Source organism: Alteromonas sp. 1_MG-2023 (genome assembly GCF_030547075.1).
In the GTDB taxonomy this organism is placed as follows: domain Bacteria; phylum Pseudomonadota; class Gammaproteobacteria; order Enterobacterales; family Alteromonadaceae; genus Alteromonas.
In genome coordinates, this window is the sequence record NZ_JAUOQH010000011.1 from 146,250 (window position 1) to 168,526 (window position 22,277).

19 protein-coding genes are annotated in these 22,277 nt (G+C 44.8%); 8 read left to right on the forward strand and 11 right to left on the reverse strand.

What is annotated here, in order from left to right; genetic code table 11:
• Position 1 precedes the first annotated feature (1 nt).
• Positions 2 to 922, reverse strand: a complete 921-nt coding sequence (locus Q4561_RS13160; protein WP_303461058.1) for an ABC transporter ATP-binding protein — start codon at positions 920 to 922, stop codon at positions 2 to 4.
• Positions 923 to 1,699: 777 nt separating this feature from the next.
• Here Q4561_RS13160 and pdsR point away from each other — a divergent pair.
• From pdsR to Q4561_RS13180, 4 genes are all read left to right on the forward strand, one after another.
• The gene (pdsR, locus tag Q4561_RS13165) at positions 1,700 to 2,389 is read left to right on the forward strand and encodes a proteobacterial dedicated sortase system response regulator (RefSeq protein WP_303461060.1); all 690 of its coding nucleotides are present in this window, start codon (positions 1,700 to 1,702) and stop codon (positions 2,387 to 2,389) included.
• A gap of 12 nt (positions 2,390 to 2,401) precedes the next feature.
• Positions 2,402 to 4,663, forward strand: coding sequence for a proteobacterial dedicated sortase system histidine kinase (pdsS, locus tag Q4561_RS13170; RefSeq protein WP_303461062.1), 2,262 nt, complete (start codon positions 2,402 to 2,404; stop codon positions 4,661 to 4,663).
• A 355-nt stretch (positions 4,664 to 5,018) separates the two neighbouring features.
• The gene (locus Q4561_RS13175) at positions 5,019 to 5,726 is read left to right on the forward strand and encodes a methylamine utilization protein (protein ID WP_303461064.1); all 708 of its coding nucleotides are present in this window, start codon (positions 5,019 to 5,021) and stop codon (positions 5,724 to 5,726) included.
• Positions 5,726 to 6,955, forward strand: coding sequence for a hypothetical protein (locus Q4561_RS13180; RefSeq protein WP_303461066.1), 1,230 nt, complete (start codon positions 5,726 to 5,728; stop codon positions 6,953 to 6,955). Before Q4561_RS13175 ends, Q4561_RS13180 begins: the two co-directional genes overlap by 1 nt.
• Positions 6,956 to 6,987: 32 nt before the next feature.
• On the opposite strand, the gene Q4561_RS13185 is transcribed toward Q4561_RS13180, so the two are convergent.
• The 3 genes from Q4561_RS13185 to Q4561_RS13195 all read right to left on the reverse strand — a co-directional run bounded on the left by Q4561_RS13185 (position 6,988) and on the right by Q4561_RS13195 (position 11,579).
• Positions 6,988 to 8,079 carry a CNNM domain-containing protein gene (locus tag Q4561_RS13185; RefSeq protein WP_303461067.1) on the reverse strand — a complete coding sequence of 364 codons (1,092 nt, stop codon included), beginning with the start codon at positions 8,077 to 8,079 and terminating at the stop codon, positions 6,988 to 6,990.
• A gap of 280 nt (positions 8,080 to 8,359) precedes the next feature.
• The gene (locus Q4561_RS13190; RefSeq protein WP_303461068.1) at positions 8,360 to 9,607 is read right to left on the reverse strand and encodes an SO_0444 family Cu/Zn efflux transporter; all 1,248 of its coding nucleotides are present in this window, start codon (positions 9,605 to 9,607) and stop codon (positions 8,360 to 8,362) included.
• A gap of 286 nt (positions 9,608 to 9,893) precedes the next feature.
• Positions 9,894 to 11,579, reverse strand: a complete 1,686-nt coding sequence (locus Q4561_RS13195) for a carbon starvation protein A (protein ID WP_303461069.1) — start codon at positions 11,577 to 11,579, stop codon at positions 9,894 to 9,896.
• Between the two features lie 338 nt (positions 11,580 to 11,917).
• On the opposite strand from Q4561_RS13195, the gene Q4561_RS13200 reads away from it, so the two are divergent.
• Positions 11,918 to 12,436 carry a hypothetical protein gene (locus Q4561_RS13200; RefSeq protein ID WP_303461070.1) on the forward strand — a complete coding sequence of 173 codons (519 nt, stop codon included), beginning with the start codon at positions 11,918 to 11,920 and terminating at the stop codon, positions 12,434 to 12,436.
• A gap of 268 nt (positions 12,437 to 12,704) precedes the next feature.
• Complete coding sequence (locus tag Q4561_RS13205) at positions 12,705 to 14,282, forward strand: sodium/solute symporter (protein ID WP_303461071.1); 1,578 nt, start codon at positions 12,705 to 12,707, stop codon at positions 14,280 to 14,282.
• 49 nt (positions 14,283 to 14,331) lie between these two features.
• On the opposite strand, the gene Q4561_RS13210 is transcribed toward Q4561_RS13205, so the two are convergent.
• From Q4561_RS13210 to Q4561_RS13235, 6 genes are all read right to left on the reverse strand, one after another.
• The gene (locus tag Q4561_RS13210) at positions 14,332 to 15,423 is read right to left on the reverse strand and encodes an alpha/beta hydrolase (RefSeq protein WP_303461072.1); all 1,092 of its coding nucleotides are present in this window, start codon (positions 15,421 to 15,423) and stop codon (positions 14,332 to 14,334) included.
• Between the two features lie 243 nt (positions 15,424 to 15,666).
• Complete coding sequence (locus Q4561_RS13215) at positions 15,667 to 16,791, reverse strand: hydroxymethylglutaryl-CoA reductase (protein WP_303461087.1); 1,125 nt, start codon at positions 16,789 to 16,791, stop codon at positions 15,667 to 15,669.
• A 370-nt stretch (positions 16,792 to 17,161) separates the two neighbouring features.
• On the reverse strand, positions 17,162 to 18,715 hold the full coding sequence (locus Q4561_RS13220) for an NADPH cytochrome P450 oxidoreductase family protein (protein ID WP_303461073.1): 1,554 nt from the start codon (positions 18,713 to 18,715) through the stop codon (positions 17,162 to 17,164).
• Positions 18,716 to 18,754: 39 nt separating this feature from the next.
• Positions 18,755 to 19,588 (reverse strand): DUF4198 domain-containing protein, encoded by an 834-nt coding sequence (locus Q4561_RS13225; protein ID WP_303461075.1) that lies wholly within the window; start codon positions 19,586 to 19,588, stop codon positions 18,755 to 18,757.
• Positions 19,589 to 19,607: 19 nt separating this feature from the next.
• On the reverse strand, positions 19,608 to 20,138 hold the full coding sequence (locus Q4561_RS13230; protein WP_303461077.1) for a DUF2271 domain-containing protein: 531 nt from the start codon (positions 20,136 to 20,138) through the stop codon (positions 19,608 to 19,610).
• Positions 20,139 to 20,174: 36 nt separating this feature from the next.
• Positions 20,175 to 20,774 (reverse strand): PepSY-associated TM helix domain-containing protein, encoded by a 600-nt coding sequence (locus tag Q4561_RS13235; RefSeq protein ID WP_303461078.1) that lies wholly within the window; start codon positions 20,772 to 20,774, stop codon positions 20,175 to 20,177.
• A 172-nt stretch (positions 20,775 to 20,946) separates the two neighbouring features.
• On the opposite strand from Q4561_RS13235, the gene Q4561_RS13240 reads away from it, so the two are divergent.
• Positions 20,947 to 21,072 carry a hypothetical protein gene (locus tag Q4561_RS13240; protein WP_303461080.1) on the forward strand — a complete coding sequence of 42 codons (126 nt, stop codon included), beginning with the start codon at positions 20,947 to 20,949 and terminating at the stop codon, positions 21,070 to 21,072.
• Between the two features lie 10 nt (positions 21,073 to 21,082).
• Entirely contained in the window at positions 21,083 to 21,388 is a 306-nt protein-coding gene (locus Q4561_RS13245; RefSeq protein ID WP_303461082.1) for a hypothetical protein, read from the forward strand.
• 175 nt (positions 21,389 to 21,563) lie between these two features.
• On the opposite strand, the gene Q4561_RS13250 is transcribed toward Q4561_RS13245, so the two are convergent.
• On the reverse strand, positions 21,564 to 22,277 hold a 714-nt coding region (locus Q4561_RS13250; protein ID WP_303461084.1), incomplete at its 5' end, for an EF-Tu/IF-2/RF-3 family GTPase.

Below are 22,277 nucleotides of genomic sequence, written 5' to 3' on the forward strand. Positions count from 1 at the left end.
TTTAACCCTCTGCCTTTGCCGTTTCAACCAAACGCACAAACAACTCTTCTAATCGATTCGATTTATTACGCATACTCAGTACTTGAACCCCCTGCTCGGTTAATTGAGCAAATACTGGGTTTAGCCCTTCTGCCTTTTCTACATCGACTTCTAGCGTATGTTCATCGAGTAAGCGACTTTCGTAACCTGTCAAAATCGGCGTCTGCTGACCAAGGTTAATATCCAGAACGAACGTTTCCGTATTTAATTTCGACAACAAGGCTTTCATGCTGGTGTTTTCCACAATCGTGCCTTTATTAATAATGGCAATATTGCGACACAGCATTTCTGCTTCTTCAAGGTAATGGGTCGTTAAGATAATGGTAATACCTTGGCGGTTAATCTCTTCTAAGAAGCCCCACATTGAACGGCGGATTTCTATATCTACCCCAGCGGTAGGCTCATCAAGAATTAACAAGCGAGGCTCGTGCATAAGAGCACGGGCAATCATTAGCCTGCGTTTCATACCGCCGGATAGTTCACGAGCTCTAGCATCCCGCTTTTCCCACAAATCAAGCTGAGCTAAGTACTTCTGTGCGCGTTCTTTCGCTATGCTTCGTGGCACACCGTAATAACCGGCTTGATTGAGCACAATTTGCATCACGGTTTCGAACTGATTGAAGTTAAATTCCTGTGGCACTAGACCAATACACGCTTTGGCTTGCTCTTTTTGGGTATGAAGGTCGTAACCAAAAATCGATACCTTGCCATCGGTTTGATTAACCAAGGAACTGATGATGCCGATAGTGGTAGATTTACCTGCGCCATTTGGCCCGAGTAGAGCGAAAAAGTCCCCTTTATCGACAGTGAGATCAACGCCTTTAAGTGCCTGCACGCCACCTTTGTACGTTTTGGTTAAGCCAGATATGTCCAACGCTTTCATGTGCTGCCCGTAAGTTGCTGGTAAATTGAGGTGACTACTACTCTGCCATAGAACACTGATTACAGTGGTAATGTGGCGGTATGTCTGCCGTCATTCTGATGTAAGCATAGTGCAGGCAAATGTCGATATTTCAACCCTTGCCAGAGTGGGGATATTGCCAAAAACCCCACCAATGCTGTTACTCATTCAGACACTAAATAAAAAAGAGAATAATTATGCCACAATTATCCCCTTGACCGGCTAAAACTGCCGTCAACCGTCTAAATTCCCCTTAAACATGCCGATGATTTCGCCATTTAATCGACAATCTTGTCTCGGCTGGGGTTTTAGGGCCAATAGTTTAGTGGCTGTTTAGCGTAGCACTGAGAAAGTTAGTTGGGTTTTGAATGCCCGAGCAAGGAGTTATTGTTTATGCGGCTATTGTTGATGCAGCAAATGTTTCAGCCGCAAAAAGGCTACTACCGTAGAGGCTATGCAGTAAATTAACACATGACGTAGATTAGCGTATAAAAAAGCACTGCGCCTAATTGGGGACTAAGCGCAGTGCAAGGGGTTGGCGTACCAAAGTGAGTCATACTTGAGTTAATCTGTCTCCCCAAGCACAGGTATAGTTAACCAAGCAGACAAGGCAATATCGGGGCACAATAATGGAAAAGCTATTTTGTATAATGGCAATTATGGCGAAAAGCGGGCGATTTTATGGAATTTGCGCCGAACTCAGGCACACACGCCATTGCCAATGTATAGTAGTGCCAAGAATGATTAAGAGTAGTTCCCATGCCTAAAACCATTGCGTTAGTTGAAGATGATGCCGCTATAAGAGAAAACTATCTTGTTGCCTTACAAGCACAAGGGTACAAAGTGAATGCTTTTGAAGATCGCCCCTCAGCAACCCACGCGTTCAACGAGGCGCTGCCGGATTTAGCCATTATTGATATTGGCTTAAAAGAAGAGATGGAGGGCGGCTTTTTGCTTTGCCAACAATTACGTGGTTTGTCGCCCACCTTACCGATTATCTTTTTTACCGCCAGAGACAATGATGTAGACACCATTAGCGGTCTACGCATGGGTGCTGACGACTACTTAACTAAAGATATTAGCATGGCACACCTACTGGCCCGTATCGCTGCCCTTTTCAGGCGTACCGACTTAATGTCGGCCCCTGTGGAACAAAAAGACGAGCTTCGCATTGGCGAATTAAAAGTGGATGCTTCACGCATGACAGTGAGCTGGAGCGGTGAACCTGTAGCGTTAACCGTAACCGAGTTCTGGATGTTACACGCGCTAATTAAACATCCTGGGCATGTAAAAAGTAGGCAACAGCTAATGGATGAGTCGCGCATGGTGGTAGACGACACCACCATTACTTCTCATATCAAACGTATGCGTAAAAAATTCGTACAACTTGATCCGCAGTTTGATCACATTGATACCGTTTACGGTATGGGGTATCGATGGCAGTTGTAGGGCATTGCTAGCATGCGAATAAGGTTCTCCATACGTTTACAGCTACTTGTATTGTCACTGTTCTTTTTTGCCATTCCCTACCTTGGCTATAATTACGTATGGGAGCTAGAGCAGTACCTTCGCACGGGCCAAGAACAAACCATGATTGGCACAGCGCGGGCCGTCGCCACCGCATTACACGAGCGCCCCGCATTATTCGACAGCGAGTCGGCTTATTTGAAAGACGTCCGCCCTGGTACTGATTTGTACGCGCCACCTATTCCCTACCCTATCCAACTTGATGGCGAACTTAATGATTGGCAACAAGTGGACGACTTGCTTACTCATTACGGCGCTAGTGAAATTGTGGAACGCTTTACTAGCTTGCAAACTAGCGACGGAACCAAAAGCGCCGCTAGCGAGATTAAGGTCGCCGCTAGCGGAAATAAAGAAACAAGCCTCTCTTTCGAGCATATGGTAGGCCGATACGATCAGTTCCTCTATGCCATGTTCAACGTTACCGACGATACCTTGTTATGGCGACAGCCGAATAGTTTGAGTGTAGAGCGGGGCGATCACCTGCTCATAGGTATGCAAACTCCTGAAGGCGAACTCGCGAGATACGTGGTGGCGCCCTATGAAAGTGGCTGGGTCAACGCGTTTAAATTAGCTGAGTCTGGCGCGACTAATCGCGCGGTGGAAAATGCGTTAAGTATTCAAGGGCGTTGGCAAGAAACTGCTACCGGCTACAATATTGAGCTTCGTTTCCCCCTTTCCATGACTTCTGGTGCACTCGCGTTTGCTATTGTAGATGTAGACGACCCTGCAACGAGGCAAAAACGCTACGCCATTGGCACTGCTAACACCAATAACATTGATGAACTGGGCACCGTAGTTACCCCCTCCCCTGAAATTGAGCGCATATTATCAGGACTTAAATATGCCGATTCCCGAGTGTGGGTAATAGACAACCACAAACGGGTGTTGGCCCGTGCGGGCGATATCCAAACCGCATCAGGACTTAATACTGCATCGCGCAAGGAAAGTGAAAACCCTATTTGGGGGTGGATTGAGTCTCAATGGTTGCTGCCCTTGTACTACCACATACTCACTAAACCCCCTGCCGACTTTGTAGATGAACTAGAAGATGCCTATGCTTTAGCAGGGAGAGATATAGGCCTAGCGCTTAACGGCCAACCGGATTCACTGTGGCGATTAACGCCTGATAACAAAGCAGTGGTTGTATCCGCTGCTTACCCCATATTTATTGAAGGGACGGTAATGGGCGCCGTGGTGGTGGAACAAACCACTAACGGTATTCGTACGTTGCGAAATCGAGCGTTAGAGCAGTTATTTCACGTAATTTTGGCAGTGATGTTACTGGGGACGTTAGGTTTATTACTTTTTGCCAGCAGAATATCAAACCGCATCAGGCGACTTAGAGATAACACCGAGGCTATTATTGATGCTAACGGTAAAATTGTTGGTAAATTACCTGTTGCTAAAGAAGGGGATGAAATTGGCGATCTCTCACGGGCGTTTTCCGATGTATTACTGCGATTGCAGCAATATAACTCCTATTTAGAGAACATGGCTTCTCGGCTGTCTCATGAGCTTAGAACCCCAATAGCGGTAGTGAAATCATCCCTTGATGCCCTATCCCAAGTGAGCGCGCAAAATGAGAAGTCACGGCCCTTAAATAGCGAACAGCAAGACGTATTTGTGCAACGTGCTCAGTCGGGCATTAGCCGGTTAAGTACTATCTTAAATGCTATGAGTGAAGCGACACGACTAGAGCACGCTATCGCACAAGAAGAAGTCATAGTATTTAATCTCATCGATGTTATTAAGGGGTGTGTTGGAGGCTACCAGCATGCTTATACCGACAGAAAATTTGTATTAACGTGTGCGCAAGACACAGCCATGCTGGCAGGCGCGCCTGAATTAATAGCACAGATGTTCGATAAAGTGATTTCAAATGCCGTTGATTTCAGCCAAACCAATGACACTATTCACATCAAATTATTGTCTAAAGACAAAGCCCTCATACTGAGTGTGAGTAACCCTGGCCCGTTGCTACCAGCTGGAATGAAAAAGCAATTAGTTCAATCCATGGTTTCCGTCAGGGCTAACAGCGATAGTCACGATAACGATTCCTCGCCGCACCTCGGGTTAGGCCTTTATATTGCTGATATTATCGTGGCTTTTCACAAAGGCACTATTGCGTTGTCAGATCTTGAAGATAAAAGCGGTGTTGAGGTTACAATGACTTTTCCCGCACCTCTTAACCAATAGCAATTTGTCACAAACCAAAAAACTGCACGCTTACTCAAGAGCACGTTTAAGAGCGTAATAAAACTGGCATTAATCATCTGAGTTCGGCAACCTCATCACAAACTTTCCCATTGTTTAAACTGGACAAAACCTCATTCGTCGCGCAAGGTTATCTTTGCAAATGCAGTTTGACTAATACATTTAGCCTTAAGGTGACCAGCGCTAAATTAAACACACGTTAATTTGCGGTTTTATCATATTTTCTGAAATGTTTTGAGTTGCCTCTCGGTCTTTATATATTACTGAAAAAAATAGGTTTTCAGCGAAAGCATAGGGTTGTCGTCAGATGAAAAAACGAATAGTTGGATTACGCTTTATGAAGCCAAGTCTTTTGAAATTGAGTAACGTTAAATCTACAGCCCGTAAGCTGGGTTTGATGAGTGTCATCAGTTTAGCGGTGGTTTTAATGCCATTTTACTTACACGCTGAAAACGTGACCGCTTCAATAACCTTGTTAGATGCCGAGCAATCACCTGTTAAAGACGGTGTCGTTATTTTTACGCCCTTATTTGATTTACCTGTTACGGAAAAGACTAGCGTCTCTGAAGTACCTAAAACCGCTATTATGAATCAAATCAACAAGCAGTTTGCCCCTCATGTGCTTGTAGTACAAAAAAACACAGAAGTGACCTTCCCTAATGCCGACAACCTATTTCACCACGTCTATTCTTTTTCGCCTACAAAGCAATTTGAACTGAAGCTATACAAAGAATTTACTGCTGAACCATTGTTCTTTGAACAATCCGGTATTGTGGATATTGGCTGTAATATTCATGACTGGATGTTGGGATATATCGTAGTCACTGATAGCCCCTTCTTTATTAAAACCACAGATGAAGGTAATGCAGACATCTCATTGCCTTCAGGCAGATACAGTGTGGATTTTTGGCATCCAGGAGCGCCCAACGAACAACCCTTCGCTGAAACCGAAATAGATATCACCGCCGATAAAAACTTTACATTAACGTTGAGTAAAGCAATAGCTAACGACGATGACTTTGATGATGGTTTTGGTGATTATTAATGTTTAAACGTTGTGCTGTCGTTTATTTTCTTGCTCTTATAAGTTTTAACGCTGTTTCAGACACCCAAGTATTACTTCGCGGCAATGTTATTTCAGCAGACAATGCTGACTCGTTTCAAACCAGTGGTGCTTCCCACCAACGTTTTGACAATAAAACATTCGCACTTTCTCAAGCAGTCATCGCCTTTAACGGAATAATTACCGATGACTGGCAGCTTAATGCTGTTGCCAATGGATATAGTGACGGCGACCAAAAGCTCGGGTTCAGCCAGCTTTATACTCAATACCGCCCCCTTACCCCCTCAACCATTAAACCTGAAGTTAAACTGGGCTTTTTCTACCCCGCTATTTCTGCTGAAAATACCGATATGGGATGGCTTTCACCCCATTTTTTGTCGAATTCTGCCATCAACAGTTGGATTGGCGAAGAGTTACGGACGTTTGGCGTAGAGGCTAGCCTAAGACAAAGTGGCCGACAGGTGAGAAGCAATTGGTCATGGAAAGTATCAGGAAGCTTGTTTAAAGGCAATGACACTACCGGCACCTTGTTATCTTGGCGGGGGTTCGCATTACATGACCGACAATCGCTGCATGATGACCGAGTTAAGTTCTTGCCTATCCCTGGCGTGGTATCTGAAGATGGCATTGATGCCCCGGCTTGGACAGAGCCATTTCGTGAAATTGACACAAAAACGGGCTATTACGCTGGCGTGCATGTAGCACACAAGCGCAGCTCGGAACTGCGATATTATTATTTCGATAACCGCGCCGACCCACTTATTTTCGATCCTGACAAGATTTATGCATGGCGTACACGATTTCACTCGTTAACCCTTCGCCATATGAAAAGTCGGCAATTCACCGTCTTTGGGCAGGTATTGTTAGGCGACACATTAATGGGGGAGAATGTTGTAAAAAATGACTTTCATGCGGCATACATCGCTGCCACCTATAGCCACAACAAGCATTTGGTTTCTGCTCGCCTAGACTGGTATCAAGTGATAGACAGAGATAACACGCTAGACGATCCAAACAGTAGTAGAGGGGAAGCCATTACGGTTAACTATACCTTCGAAATGACGCCTCAAATAGCGTTGTCAGCAGAATGGCAAATTAATCGAGGGACACAGGAAAACCTAAGATTTTTCAATGCAACGTCTAATGCAATACCTGATGAAACCTTTCACGAAAATCTGCTTCAGCTTGCACTAACCTATCGTATAAATTAAGCGTAACAATATAAATCTGAGCTATTTCGGTCCTAATCAGAACTGTCGTTGGTTTTCGACTTTTCAAGCGAGGCATCTGGCACATTTTTGACCATCATCCGCTCTTTGCGGCGGGTCATCATTTTTGCCAACCGACGCATGCTAACAGTGGTGTCTTTTTCGTCGATAATATCTACGCCTAACAGGCGCTCAAGCAAGTCTTCAAGGGTTATAACCCCTTCTAAACCGCCGTATTCATCAACCACTAATAGCATATGAATATGTTTGTCGATAAAGTGATTGAAGGTAACTGACAGTGGCATTGAGCTTAAGATAGTTACCATGTCTTTAGCGTATTCAGATAACGGCTTATCAGTGTTACCGCGAGCTTGCGCCACAAGTAAATCCGAACGCATTACGTAACCGGTGATATTTTCTGAATCTTTGTCTTCGTAGATAGGAATACGGGAATATTCAATGTGAGCATGCTTATGGAAAAAGACCTCAACCGTCATCGACTCTGCAACTGAAAACAATACAGTTCGGTGGGTAATTGCATCTTTTACTTTGAGTTCGTGCAAACTCAGCAAGCTTTGTAAAAATACCGCTTCGTGGTTAGCCAATTGGCCCTCTTGCCCCGATAATTCGGCCATAGCATGAAGTTCACCCCGGCTTAGCCCTCGAAGTGGGCTGTCATCTTTAAAACCACGGGTGAGCAGCTCAGACATCACCACAAAAGGCTTAAGAATAATAATCAGGTATTTTAGGAAATAGGCGGTCACTGGCGCCAATCCACGCCAATAAGTCGCCCCTACGGTTTTCGGGATGATTTCGGAAAACACTAAAATAAGTAACGTAAGAACGGCTGAAATCACCCCTAAATAGGCTTCCCCAAATACACTGGCAGCTTGTGCACCCGCGCCTGCGGCTCCCATAGTATGGGCAATAGTATTTAGCGTTAATATGGCAGATAAGGGCGTATTAATATTATCGGTTTGCTTTCTTAGCAAGACACCGCTGGGCCGGCCTTCTTTTTCTAAAACGGAGATATAGGCGGAGGACACACTTAAAATGACTGCTTCAGCTATTGAGCATAAAAAAGAAAAGCCCAAGGCAATCAGAACATAAACGATGAGTAAAAACATGTGTCCTTTCCGGTATTCGGAGTATAAAGCAAACGACTATTATGCAACCCTTCTCTCGACTTACAAGAGCACAGGTGAATTAATTGAAAATAGCCTGTTGCTTGCTAAGCGCTAAACCAATTTATTGAACCTACAACTAGGCTCTGGGTAAGCGAGATTTGGGACTCTCACTGCCTATTAGTGACTATTACTAGGCTTGCTACTTGATTACGACTATTGCCGCTCATAGCTGTTCATAGCGCTCATGGCTGCTCAGCTTCATGCTCATGGTTGCCCATTTCTAGCCACAGCAGCCTTCATGAGAAACTTTTCTGTGATTCAATCTGGCGTTCAATTTACTTAAGCCCAAACGAGCCATTAATGCAGCAAGTAGTACAGCACATACAGCATATAAAACTTGAACATTAGGGCCATGACTATGCAGTTGGCTTTCCATGTGAATCAATGATTCTAACGAAAATGCAGATACCGCATAGTTAAGCAAATAGCCAAACCCGATACTGGCAGTTATTACACTGAACAAATATAAACAGAGTGTTTTAAACCCCATTTCTTGTTTGATCATGCCCATAGTAGACACATTGGTTGCAGGCCCTGCCATAAGGAAAACCAATACCGCACCTGGAGATAACCCCGCAGCTAGAAACCCTACCGCTAACGGTGTGGATGCAGTAGCACAAATGTACATAGGAATACCAATTAGCGCCATCACCAACATAGCCACTACGCCATCACCCCATTGGGTAAGAAAGTCCGTTGGCACCCAGGTTTTAATTGCTGCCGCTAATGCAAGGCCAACTAATAGCCATACCACAATATCTTCAAGTAACTTTCCAGAGGCATACTGAAGGACTTGAGTGAGTTTATTGGCTTGTTTTGCGGGTTTAGCCTGAGCATCAGTTGTGTCGTCGCAGCAACTCGTTACTGGCTTCTCGCTGGCACAACAACTCGTTTGCTCTTGCTCCGACGGTGCAGGCTCTACCTGTTTTTCAGCAGATGTTTTACTCGCGCAACACGACTCGCCTGCATGATCAGAATGTGTGTGCGACTGAGATGTGTTCGATTTGGGTGTATTGGCCTTGGCTTGGTGGGAGTGGGCTTCTTGCTTAAGTTTATCCCCGTCAAACCATCTTACCATTAGCCCCGCATAGATTGCGCTAACGATGGCAGCAATAGGCCTAACAATGGCGTACAAAGGCCCTAGTAAGGCGTATGAAACTGATACGCTATCTACACCTGTTTCAGGAGTAGAAACCAAAAAAGAAATCGTAGAAGGCTTAGACGCCCCACTTCTACGTAGCCCAATAGCAGCAGGGATTACACCACAGGAACACAGAGGCAATGGTGCACCAATAACCGCAGCTTTGGAAATAGATGCCGTTGAACTACTGCCCATATGGCGCTCAAGAAAACTAACCGGTACCAACTCGTGCATGATACCCGCCACTAACAGGCCGAGTAACAGCCACGGAGCAGACTCCATAAATAGGCTGATAAAATTTTGCACCAAGAGCATAAGGTCAGTCATAACACTCCAAATAAACCGCGTAAAAAATCGTGAAAAGCTCAGAGAACTTGCTAACTAAGGTTAAGAAAAATTCATTGAAACAAATAAAAATAGGCTACAGATTGACTATAGAGATAACTATTGGGCTATCGATAAGGATAATTGTATCAAAAATAAGGTCTGACTGTGAAAGAACTAGAAGTAATCCACCTCATCGGATAACCCGATTAGCCGACAAAAAAGCCAACGCAAACATGATGTATTGCGCTGGCTTAAAGTAAAGTACGTGTAGCTAATACTGACGCGGCTATTTTCCGCCAACACCTTTTTGTTGTTCGCTTCTAAGTTTCGCCACTACCGACCATGCTTCAAGCATGACTAGCACAGATACCACTAACACCACTGCATCGAGGAAAACTAATAGGTAGTTTTCAGCGAGATAATATTCTTTAAGTTTAATCAGCCCCGCAAAGAAAGCCATAATCAGCACGAATACCATAGGGATTAAGGTGTAACGGGCTGGTCTTCCCATTTTAATTAACATGACTGAAATAACTAACAAGGTAAGGCTAGCAAGTATTTGGTTTGTAGAACCAAACAACGGCCATATGATCATACCACCACCGCCTGATGAACCACCTGCACCAAAGGCAAGAAGTAAGCAGCAAGCAACCGCTAAGAAGGTCGCAACCACACCATTTTTAAGTGCAGACAATTTATAAATATCACCCCACTCTTGAATAATGTAACGCTGAAGGCGAACCCCAGAGTCCATCGTGGTGCCGGCAAATAGTACTACCATTACCGCCAATATGGTTGATGAGAAAGCTTCAGGCAGCCCCCATCCTTGATGAATAAGCGCCGCGCCACCACTAATAAACGCCCCTACGCTACCGGCACCTAAATGGCTATAAACTTCATGCCATTCTTCTGGGGATGCAGCGAAAGCCACACCACTTACCGCAACAATAGTAATGAGTGCTAAAGAGCCTTCACCCACAGCACCTAAGTAACCTACAAATCGTACATCAGTTTCCTTATCTAACTGCTTAGAGCTGGTGCCTGATGCCACAATGCCGTGGAAGCCCGACACAGCACCGCAGGCAATAGTCACGAACAACAAGGGAATTAAGCTGGGTGAGTCCATTGCGGTTTGGGTGTTAAATGCCGGTGCCGTAATATCTGGCATAGCAAAAAACACTGCTCCGTAAAGTAGGAATAAGCCCACCAGCAACTGCATGCCGTTAATAAAGTCTCGCGGTTGAAGTAACATCCAGACTGGTAGTAACGACGCAATAGCAGCGTATATAAACAAGATAACAATCCAGTTCGCTTTGTCAGCTAAACCAAACATAGTTTCAGGCAAGCTAATCGGAATGTAGCTACCCGCGTAAACGGAGGCATAAAGCACCACAATACCGACAAGGCAAAGCGGAACTAACCCAAAGTTACGTTTTAATAATTGCCCAATAACCAATGCAACGGCTATTGCTGTCCATGCAGGAAAAACTGCGTTAGGTTGAGATACAAACGAATTTGCTATCACCACACCAAAGACGGCGTTAACCATTAACAGTACTAGAAAGATAACAATCATAAACAATGAACGAGAACGCTTGCCTATAACACTTTCAGACAATGCGCCCATAGATTTACCTTTGTGACGCGCACTGGCCCATAAGGCGCCCATGTCGTGCACACCGGCAAATAAAATGGTGCCGAAAACAACCCAAAGTACGGCAGGAACCCAACCCCAGTAAACCGCGATAGCTGGGCCTACGATTGGCGCAGCACCGGCTACCGACGTAAAGTGATGCCCCCAAAGAACGACTTTATTGGTAGGAACAAAATCTTTCCCGTCTTCTAATTCATGAGCTGGCGTGGTGAAGGTGTCGTCTAATTTAAATATTTTGGTGGCAATAAACTTCGAATAAACGAACCACCCGAGGAGCATGCCTATTATCCCGAGTATCACTATGGCTATTGACTGCATATTATTGTCCTGTATCGATGTTGCACTGCGTCATTTGATATCACTATCGAACGCTTACACAACGATTTTCTGTCGTTTAAAAAATGCTTATTTAAACATTAAAACATCATTTATATTTTCACGTCGTCATATTAGACCAAAGTCTATTCTGATAGCAGCTATTTCAAACAGCTCGTACCATGCTAGTTTTACGGCTTTTACACACCATTTACACCAAAAATAGCAGACAATTTGAAAATAACAGGTAAATATAGTTTTAATCTTAGCTTCACGCTTCAAATACGCCTTAGTCTCGTTTATAAAGACTCATCTATAAATAAATCTATTAATAAGTAGTTATGGCATCACCAAAATTTCATATGGCCGTCCGTAAATATCACCGATGGTTAGGCTTTTTCTTAGCAGGCATAATGGCAATTTATGCCACTAGTGGCGTATTACTCATTTTTCGTCCTACCGATTTTCTGAAATTCGATCAAACTGAAGTCCGTCAATTGTCGCAAGACTTGAATGGCAAACAGGTAGCGTCGAAAATTAAAGTTAAAGGGTTGAAGATAGTTGAAGAGAACGACAGCCAAGTCGTGCTAAATATGGGTAGCTATAATAAGACCGACGGCGTCGCTACGATCACCCGTAAAGATTACCCTATTGTGCTGGCGAAAATGGTTAAGCTTCACAAAGCCTCTAACAATAGCCCGCTATTTTGGTTAAATATCAGTTTCGGTGTCGCGCTTTTATTTTTCGTTGTATCTGCGTTTTTGATGTTTATGCCCAAACTGCCTATGTATAAAAATGGCCTTAAAATAGCCGGATTAGGTGCATTAGTCGCTGTCCTCGTCGTGATGTTCGGCTCTTAACCTCACATGTTCGGACCACCTTCGCGTGGTTCGAACACTTTTTAGCACATGCTCTAACCCTGTGGTAACGTATCTGAATAGTTACGAATTCGTATGCTCACTATCAGGGACGATTTATGCCACGCCAGAACAGACCGCACTATTTACTCACAATAAGTACGCTCGCTATAAACCCTCGCGCCAACCGTACGCTGGTTTTAAACACGTTTGCGACACTCACACTTAATACTCCCTCAAGCGAAGCAACGCATACGCACTGTGAGCGCCTATGAATTTTCTCGATTTCACAGTAGTAGCTCTCTATCTCTCTGGTTTGTTAATCATGGGATTTATGTTTCGAAAACAAGTGAGTAAAAAAGACTACTTTCTTGCTAATCGACAGTTGGGCTGGAAGCCACTTTCTCTTTCCATTATGGCCACACAACTATCTGCAGTAAGCTTTATTTCCGCCCCTGCTTTTGTAGGGTTGAGAGAGGGCGGCGGCCTAATTTGGTTGTCATACGAACTCGCCCTTCCCCTTGCCATGTTAGCCTTACTCTATTTTATTTTACCCACCTTGTACCGCTCTGGTGTAGTCAGCGTTTACGACTTTTTAGAGCAACGCTTTGGTCGTTCATCTCGGGTGCTCATTAGCGTGGTATTTCAAATAAGCCGCTCGTTCGCTACCGCCATTATGATTTACGCCATTTCTATTATATTGCAAAGCACGATGGGCTTAGCGTTCTGGCAAAGCGTGTTGTTGATTGGTGTTATTACCCTTATTTACTCTTTGCAAGGTGGCATGAAAGCCGTTGTGTACGGTGATGCTGTGCAAATGATATTGATAGTTGCGGGCGCCTTGGTGTGTTTAGGTTTTGGGCTATACCATATAGGCGGGTGGACAAGCTTTCTTGAGCAAGTGCAGCCTGAGCGACTCACTACACTAAACACTGCATCTTATGGATTTGATGGCGAAGGTTTCGGCCTGCTACCCATGATTTTTGGTGGTATCGTGTTATATGCCTCTTACTATGGGTGCGACCAATCAGAAGCCCAGCGGTCGTTGTCGGCAAAAAGCGTGGGGGATTTAAAGAAAATTATCATGGCCGCCAGCTTTTTACGCTTCCCAATAACCCTAATTTACTGTTTTGCTGGGTTGATCATTGGAACGTTAGCGCTGACAACTCCAGAATTTCTTGCACAAATTCCTGCAGACCAACCCGATTGGCTAATGCCAATATTCATAGTTAACTACCTACCAAACGGTATTTTAGGCCTGTTGTTGGTGGCTATTTTAGCCGCAGCCATGTCGTCTCTAAGTTCTGCTGTGAACAGCCTTGCCGCGGTATCAGTTGAAGATTACTGCCGCGTAGCGGGTAAAAACCTTTCGCCAGAAAGTACTCTTCAAGTTGCTAAATACACTGGCATGTTTTGGGGATTGCTTACATTGGGTTTGTCATTTGTAGTAGACGATATTGCACCCACCATTATTGAAGCTATAAATAAGATAGGGTCGGTTTGTTTCGGACCTATTTTGGCTACATTTTTCTTAGGGGTGTGCACAAAACACCTTTCGGCAAAGCAGGTTAATACTGGGCTCATTACTGGTGTATTGGTCAATATATATCTATGGCTAGCCCAGCCGGATGTATTTTGGTTTTGGTGGAACGTGAGTGGCTTTTTAACCGCGCTAGGTGTTTCCCTTGGGGTGTATTGGTTAAGCCCAGGTCTGAATCAACAAAAGGTTAAACAGCCCTTTATTCACACTGGCCATAATGTACTCACCAAGACGAATATGACGGCGCTAATTGCATGGTGCCTTGTGCTTATAGGTATTTGTAACGCCTTACCTATGCTGCTTATTTAATAAGCAGCTATGTTCGGGCTTATAAAGTATTAACCGTCATTATCGACGGTTAGTCGCACCTTATAGTACACATGCTAAACAAAAACTGCTTTAGCTCTTGATATACAGAATGAGACTCTGGGGTGTCATAAGCAACAACATAATCGGCATGGGATAACCCTTCGAAAACCTCTAGTTGTGTTCGTACCTGTGCATCACGTAACTTACGATTCACTCGCACCGTATCACTTAGAAACATATCACGCGTGCCTGATAGTAAAAACGTAGGCGGGAAACCAGCAAAGTTACCATTAAGAGGGGAGATAGACGGGTGGGTTAAGCATTCTTGGCCTGCATACAAGCTGGCAGAAGCGGCTAAAAAGCCTTCGTATGTCACCAATATACGATCAATACTTTCATTGGTAAAAAGGGTATCGCCGGTTTTCGTCAAATCAGCCCAAGGGGTGCCCGCGTACACCGCCAACGGCAGCGGTTGTTGTGTTTTAATAAGTGTTTGCACGGCAGAAAGCACTAAGCCTGCTCCTGCTGATGTACCACCTATAAAAAGGTTGTGTGCGCCATGTTCTGCAGCCAAGCTGCTATACACCGACACCACATCATTAAGGGCTGCTGGAAACGGAGCATGCGGTGGCATTCTATAATCGATACTAATCACCGTAATACCAACTCTATGGGCGATTAATAAGCTTTCTTCTATGCTGGGAAGCCCAGCAAAAAACACGTAACCGCCTCCGTGTACATCAATAAACACCTTGTTTTTAAATTCAGGTGCAATTGTATTAGGCGTAAGTCGCCTGACCGTTACGCCATTAATTTTTTCCAAAGACACATCAACATCAAACTGCTTGCGCATTTGTTTGATTTTCTTTTTCTGTGCTCCGTTTCTTATTTGAATCATTTCACGCCACTGCTCTACAGATTGAGGCGTATTGTTAATGACTTCATCAACTGACGGTATGGGGTATCGAGAGATAGCACTTTTAAGTTCATCGCTTACAGTGCTTGGTAGCGCTAACGCTTTGGCTGGAACTTCCCGATGTGGAACATCAGAAATGTCGGGTGGAGTATGGTCGCGCTCGAAAGCATCAGGCTTAGAAAGCTTGGGCCTCGAAAGTTTGGGCGAAGAAGGCGAACATGTCATCGTTACCACCGAAAATAGAAACCAAAAATAGAAAAGAAGAGAAAATGGAGATCCATCTGCTACATAGACTCTCCCGTATCCTTTTATTTTTCAATAGTAACTATCGTATGGCTTACCTCTTTTTCATATCAGAGCTTTGATCCCAGCCTCGCTGAAAAGCACACTTCTCTCAACGCTACTGAAAAATTGCTGCTTACAACACTGATGGCTAGCTCTAATGACTAGCACGGTATTAAAAAACGATTAGGGGCGATTACGACCAAACTGATCATGACTCGAAACCCATTCATCGGCCACCACTGCCGCGCCTAAAGATAGCTCGCCGCACAACACGGTTGCGGCAATAATTTCGGCCAACTTATTCACGCAACCTTTGCCATAGCACCCTAGCGTTTCTAGGCATTCTCGCTGAGTAGCCAACCCAGTACCACCGCCATACGACGCCACTACAAGTGAAGGGATAGTAATAGAGAAATAGTAATCGCCATTTGGGGTGATTTCGCTGTAGGTATACCCTGCTGATGATTCGGCTACATTCGCAACATCTTGACCGCAAGCAATAAACAACGCGGTTATACCATTCGCAAAGTGGGCTCCATTGCTCACACTACCTGCAACAAAAGCCCCCATGTTAGACAGTTGGCGTTGCTTGAATAATGCTTCCGGCGAGCAATGCATTAAGGACTTCAATAAATCTGCAGGAATAGTAGCTTCGGCCACCACCCGCTTACCTCGGGTATGTAGCGAATTCACAAACGAGTGTTTTTTGTCGGTATCTAGATTACCCGATAGGGCAAAGTGTTCAAGCCCAGCTATGTGCTGCGACTGCATCCATTGGCAAGCATGTCGGGTGGCCTTGCTAACCATGTTCTGCCCTGCCGCATCGCCGCAGGTAAAGTTAAAGCGCAACCAACGCATTTTAGATACGGCATACTGCTCGATATCACGCAGCTTGCCTACCGAAGTCGTTTCTTCTGCTTTGGCTTTAATTAATTCAAAATTGTCAGTGACCCATTTTCCGAATGCCAGTGCCGCGCGAGCATCTTCAAACACAAATACCGGGGCCCGCTGCATGGCATCATCAATAACCGTAGTTTTAACCCCACCCGACTCTGCGGTTAAGCGCATGCCGCGGTTGTAGCTGGCAACTAATGTACCTTCCGTCGTTGCCATAGGGACATAGAATTCGCCTTGTGCGGCTACACCGTCTATAACAAGCGGCCCAGCCAACCCGATAGGCACTTGGGCAACACCGGTGAAGTGTTCAATGTTACCTGGCAAGGTATCGGGCTCAATTGAAAACGTACCTACATGACTCATTTTAGCGCCAGTTTTGTCCTTCACAAATTGACGCCGAGTTTCCGCCATTTCTGCGCTGTAGTCGTTGGGAGAGCTATCTCTTGGACTTTTGCCGTTAGAGGAGCTGTCTCTTAAGTTTTTGTTATTGGAGCTGCCGCGTGGGATCTTAGCCATAACACTTACTTGTTAAATTAATGTTAACTTATTATGTTATGCCTAATGCTCCCACACAAATCAACCCTATGTATTACTAGTCATAGTTAATCGCAATAGTTTGTGGCATTAGCTCTTAGTGCAAGTTTTTAACCATAGTCTGTAACACATAGGCACGGGGTTTGATATGAGTGTTGTTAATAGGTCACTTTAGTTGAGGGCACTTATGAATAGGCAGTCGTATAAATAGCGGTGAAGAGTAAAAGGTGTAAATAGCATTCAGCGTTTAATAGAGATCTCTATGGTACCGACGTTTTTCGATAAGCGTGGCGTACTGCTCTTCACCCAGCACATCTCGTAGGGCAGCATCGACGCCTTTACCCATTCCATCAAAATTACCGCATACATAAATTTGCCCATCACGGCCAGTGTATGGACTAGCATCGCTGCTAATGCTTTTACTGGAGTTAGGGGCTTTACCAGAGTTAGAGGCTTTACCGGACTTAGGGGCTTTACCAGAGTTAGAGGCTTTACCGGACTTAGGGGCTTTACCAGAACTAGAACCTAGGAACGCTTTTAACGCCTCGGCCTGTTCTACTATTAAATGCTGAACATATTTTCTAGACGCAGTAGCAGAATCTAAAGAAGACTTCGAAAAAATGGTAGAGATTTTATGGATGCACGGCGCATTATGAAAGGGTGATAGCGCCTTACTTAATACGTTATCGAGTTCTGGGTCTCGTTCACCATAAAATAGCCATACTGGTCCACTTTCTTTTAGCATGGCTCGTTTAGCAAGTTGAGCCCTAACGCCGGCGATCCCGCTTCCCGCTGCTATAAGCACTAAGGGACATTGGGTATCGGTAATGACCGCATTAGAATTTTTGCGTATTTGTGCATAGACAGCTTGTTTCTGAAGTAGCTTGTGCGTTAAAAATCCCGAGCCATAGCCAAGCTCTCCTTTCGCTTTTCGTATCTCTCTCACTACCAATTTTAAATCACCTTCTTGGGGTGCTGACGCTATGGTATAGGAGCGCCCAACTAGTTCTTTAGAGGGCTCGCTAGAGAGCTCTTTCGAAGAAAGCTTCCCATGCGCTAAGTCAGGGTAAATATCAATGATATCTCCCGCTTCCCAAGTTATTGGTACTGTGCCAGTCTCACGGACTAATGGCGGCTGCTTCAAAGTGATAGCATACAAGCCACGGGTATCATCTTGATTGAGCTGTTTGCGGTGTTCTAATACCCAAGGTTGAATTTGTTCAGTTGAATCATTCGCTAGTGAATCAAGATGTACTAAATGTTCACCTTTTCCACTGTCTAATGTGGTAAGTGATGCTAACGGCGTACCGCCAAGTAAGCTTACGTTCTCATAGAGAGAGACAGCAAAACGGCAAAATTGTTTGTATTCCCGACTTCCCAAACCAATAACTTCAAATGACAAGTTTGATAAAGGCGTGGCACCACTCTTTTTTGCTCGCTGTAAAGCGTGATAGAAGCGAGTGCCTGCATCTGGCGGCTCACCCTCGCCATAAGTGCTAACGACAAAGAGCGCCTTTGATACATTGCCGAGCATTGCAAGATTTAGAGAAGCCATGGAAACCAAGGTGATGGCTTCACTTTTAGCTAATGCTGCCGCTTTAGCCCGCGCAATCTTTTCGGCTGTGCCGGTTTGGCTAGCATAAACAATCAAAGTTTGGTTTTTAGTATGGGTGCTATTTGCGGATGTAAGGGAATCTGAGGCGGAACGCTTTTTTTTATTCCTATAAAAAATCACCGCTACCCACAACACATAAAGCGTGATGCTAGATAGCGCAATGAGTAAACGGTGAGTTTCAGTCATGGTACTTTAAACGTATCTCAGTAAATGCTTAACTTGAGCTTATAGCGGTAGCACTTCGAAGGTACCTGAGTAACTTCCGGTTCTTTCCGTTGCAGGCTTTTCAGCTTTATCATCTTTATAGCTAATTTCGACAAAATACATGCCCGCTTGTGGCCAAGTAACTTCGATCTGACCTTCGTCATTAGAGGTTACCGAAATCGTCTCTTGGTCGTTTCTATAACGCATACCACCACGAACAACTTCAACCTCTGCACCCACTGCCGGCTCACCGTCAATTAGCAAAGTAAAAGTAGCCGCTTCAGTAGCGAACAAATCATTCGGATGAGTAACCGGAATAAGCTCTAAGCCTTCGTTCGTTGGTGCAAATACCTTTTCTGAAGGCTCACCTAGGGTTACAAAGGTTTCAACGCGACGTGAACCTTGAGTAACACGTAAATCAGTTGCCTCTTTCGGTACCGCTGTAGCAAACTCTTCTGCTACATAAGACTTACCGCGGCCAGGCCACATTTTACGGTTACCCTCTTCATCTTTCCAAAAAGCGCGTATACCAGAACTGAAAGACGTGATCTTGAAAGTTCCTTCCTCTTCCAGTTTCACATCGAAAGTAGTGCGGTACTTCCCGCGAGTACTATTTTCAGTCTCAATCGTTTTACCGCTAGGTGAAGTCACAACAAGATCGTTAGTACCCATTGCTACATGGTCTGGGTGAAAGATAGTGTTTGAGACAGCTGCGTCAAACGTTACGTAAGAATCCTCACCTGATAGCACTGTCGAACTTGGCAGTAACCATGCGCGGTGAGCGCTGGCAGAAAACGAAACGGCTAAAGTTGCCGCGATTGCAACGATTGATGTAGTAACCGATAATTTTTTCATAATGTCCTCTGAGAGTTTATTAGTCTTCCAGACGCAATGAAACGCGCCCAATTTCTGATTTACCTTCCAAAGTAACTGGAAGTGATTCTGCTGCTAAAGGGAGACTAAATGGAATTGATAACACTTCTCTGCCCCCTACTTCACGAGACGCTTCTACGCGAAGGGTATAATCGCCATCACTTAACTTCGCTATGGCACTATTAATTTGAGTATCGATGAGGTGCTCACCAGGACCTTTTGTTGCGCTGGTTAAACCGTCGTAAGGTAAATCTAAACTTCTACCACCACGACGCCACCACTGCCTAAGATCTTTAAGCCATTCTTTACCTTCGTGTTCACGCATATCAACGTCATACCACACCGCGACCTGAGTCGATTTACGCTTGCTGTTTTCTATCCACACAGCCACATACGGTTTGTGATACTCAGCCACATCTAGCTGAGGTAAGGCTATATCAAGCGTTACTGACTGCGCAGCCGCAGAGACTGATGAGGCTAACATTAGCCCTAGCGCACCAGACGCTATCGCAAGACTATTTCGCACTTTCATTGTTTCACTCCTTTTCAAGTTCACGTCCCCAAACCGCTAATGCACAAATAACAGCAAAATGACAAATGGGATTAATACGCCCAGAACAGTTACAGGCCAGGTTGATGCTCTACTTGGTGCATGACGCATAAGTAACTGCAAACCTGTGACACTAAAAATAATGCAGGCAACAGCAAAAACATCTATAAACCAAGGCCACACTGCTCCGGTATTTCTACCTTTGTGGAGATCGTTGAAATACGAAATCCATCCTCTATCCACGCTTTCATAGGTAACCATTTCAAGTTCGCTGTCTACAGCGACCCAACTATCAGTACCCGGTCCAGGCCACGCGGCATAAAATTCAATACCGTCCCATTCCCCCACCACTGAAGCCGGGATAGCAACATCATATTTATCAGATACGAAATCCACTAATACATCTGGAATAACAGCATCACCCTCAGGCAAAGCCAGGAAGTCATCTATTACAAACGCAGGCAACGTAGCATCTATTTCAGTTACCTTCTTATTGGCAGGAATATCTGCAGCGTGGTTAAGTGTTATACCCGTTAAGGAAAACAGTAATATGCCAACAAGACACCACGCCCCACTTATCCAATGCCATTGCCTAATACTGCCTAATGAGAAGCGCATAGATGTTTTGCTATTCCTTATTCATGGCTATTTCTTTGTTCGAGGTGATAGATAATACAGATTTTACACAGCGACTCAATGCAAATGAGATTTATTCTCAAATTTATTGGTGCTAAACCCTTATATTCACAAAAGAAGCGCATCATAGTATAGATGCTATGGCGAAGGATTCATGTGTAGCTTCACACTAGAGATGGGTCTACCTTGTTCCTTCTACTCTACCGATAAACAGCCTAGTTTGGTGACAGAGACGGTAGTAGAAGCCCTTGTGAAACTCTCAGCAGCATGGATGCTGTAGCGAAGGCCCCATGAATGAATCAAGCCGCGTTTCTGATGGGTGCAACTCCCTCTTACCTTGGTGGCTGCGTACGATGTTACGCTTTGGAATGAAGGGCTTTGTGCGCCTCGGAAACTCCTTACAGCATGGATGCTACAGCGAAGGCCCATGGATGGGTTTACGCGGTTCCTTCTACTCTACCAATAAACAGTCTGGTTTGGTGACAGAGGCGGTAGTGGAAGCCCGTGTGAAACCCTCAGCAGCATGGATGCTGCTGCGGAGGCTCCATGGATGGACTTACGCTGCACTACTTCATGGTACACGTCAGCGTTTATAAGAGAGGAAGTCGCCCCCATCAAAAACCTTCCACAGCATGGATGCTGTGGCAGAGGCCCCATGGATGGGTTTACGCCGGGTTTTTGATGGGGGCGACTTCCTCTCAAAACATAAACGCAAGACACAAAAAAGGCGCTCTAATGAGCGCCTTTCTTTAATGCTTTGGTTTGCTTAGATTAAAGAATCTTAGCTACAACACCAGCACCTACGGTACGGCCACCTTCACGGATAGCGAAGCGTAAACCTTCGTCCATCGCGATTGGTGCAATAAGTTCTACTACGAACTTAAGGTTGTCACCAGGCATTACCATCTCTACGCCTTCTGGAAGCTCTACAGCACCAGTTACGTCAGTTGTACGGAAGTAGAACTGTGGACGATAGCCTTTGAAGAATGGAGTATGACGGCCACCTTCATCTTTGCTTAGTACGTATACTTCAGCTTCGAATTTAGTGTGTGGGTTGATTGAACCAGGCTTAGCTAGTACTTGACCACGTTCAACGTCTTCACGCTTAGTACCACGTAGAAGAACACCAACGTTCTCACCAGCGCGACCTTCGTCAAGAAGTTTACGGAACATTTCAACACCAGTACAAGTCGTCTTAGTTGTATCTTTGATACCAACGATTTCTACTTCTTCACCAACTTTAACAATACCTTGCTCTACACGACCAGTTACAACTGTACCACGGCCTGAGATTGAGAATACGTCTTCGATTGGAAGAATGAACGGCTTATCGATAGCACGCTCTGGCTCTGGGATGTATGAATCAAGAGCTTCACCAAGTTCGATGATTTTCTTTTCCCATTCTGCGTCGCCTTCAAGGGCTTTAAGTGCAGAACCTTGGATAACTGGAAGGTCATCGCCTGGGAATTCATATTCGCTAAGAAG

What these genes read in the sequence shown, in the direction of transcription:
- Q4561_RS13160 (WP_303461058.1), bottom strand. Translation starts at nt 922, where the DNA reads ATGAAAGCGTTGGACATATCTGGCTTAACCAAAACGTACAAAGGTGGC.
- pdsR (WP_303461060.1), top strand. Translation starts at nt 1,700, where the DNA reads ATGCCTAAAACCATTGCGTTAGTTGAAGATGATGCCGCTATAAGAGAA.
- pdsS (WP_303461062.1), top strand. Translation starts at nt 2,402, where the DNA reads ATGCGAATAAGGTTCTCCATACGTTTACAGCTACTTGTATTGTCACTG.
- Q4561_RS13175 (WP_303461064.1), top strand. Translation starts at nt 5,019, where the DNA reads ATGAAGCCAAGTCTTTTGAAATTGAGTAACGTTAAATCTACAGCCCGT.
- Q4561_RS13180 (WP_303461066.1), top strand. Translation starts at nt 5,726, where the DNA reads ATGTTTAAACGTTGTGCTGTCGTTTATTTTCTTGCTCTTATAAGTTTT.
- Q4561_RS13185 (WP_303461067.1), bottom strand. Translation starts at nt 8,079, where the DNA reads ATGTTTTTACTCATCGTTTATGTTCTGATTGCCTTGGGCTTTTCTTTT.
- Q4561_RS13190 (WP_303461068.1), bottom strand. Translation starts at nt 9,607, where the DNA reads ATGACTGACCTTATGCTCTTGGTGCAAAATTTTATCAGCCTATTTATG.
- Q4561_RS13195 (WP_303461069.1), bottom strand. Translation starts at nt 11,579, where the DNA reads ATGCAGTCAATAGCCATAGTGATACTCGGGATAATAGGCATGCTCCTC.
- Q4561_RS13200 (WP_303461070.1), top strand. Translation starts at nt 11,918, where the DNA reads ATGGCATCACCAAAATTTCATATGGCCGTCCGTAAATATCACCGATGG.
- Q4561_RS13205 (WP_303461071.1), top strand. Translation starts at nt 12,705, where the DNA reads ATGAATTTTCTCGATTTCACAGTAGTAGCTCTCTATCTCTCTGGTTTG.
- Q4561_RS13210 (WP_303461072.1), bottom strand. Translation starts at nt 15,423, where the DNA reads ATGACATGTTCGCCTTCTTCGCCCAAACTTTCGAGGCCCAAGCTTTCT.
- Q4561_RS13215 (WP_303461087.1), bottom strand. Translation starts at nt 16,791, where the DNA reads ATGGCGGAAACTCGGCGTCAATTTGTGAAGGACAAAACTGGCGCTAAA.
- Q4561_RS13220 (WP_303461073.1), bottom strand. Translation starts at nt 18,715, where the DNA reads ATGACTGAAACTCACCGTTTACTCATTGCGCTATCTAGCATCACGCTT.
- Q4561_RS13225 (WP_303461075.1), bottom strand. Translation starts at nt 19,588, where the DNA reads ATGAAAAAATTATCGGTTACTACATCAATCGTTGCAATCGCGGCAACT.
- Q4561_RS13230 (WP_303461077.1), bottom strand. Translation starts at nt 20,138, where the DNA reads ATGAAAGTGCGAAATAGTCTTGCGATAGCGTCTGGTGCGCTAGGGCTA.
- Q4561_RS13235 (WP_303461078.1), bottom strand. Translation starts at nt 20,774, where the DNA reads ATGCGCTTCTCATTAGGCAGTATTAGGCAATGGCATTGGATAAGTGGG.
- Q4561_RS13240 (WP_303461080.1), top strand. Translation starts at nt 20,947, where the DNA reads ATGTGTAGCTTCACACTAGAGATGGGTCTACCTTGTTCCTTCTACTCT.
- Q4561_RS13245 (WP_303461082.1), top strand. Translation starts at nt 21,083, where the DNA reads ATGAATGAATCAAGCCGCGTTTCTGATGGGTGCAACTCCCTCTTACCT.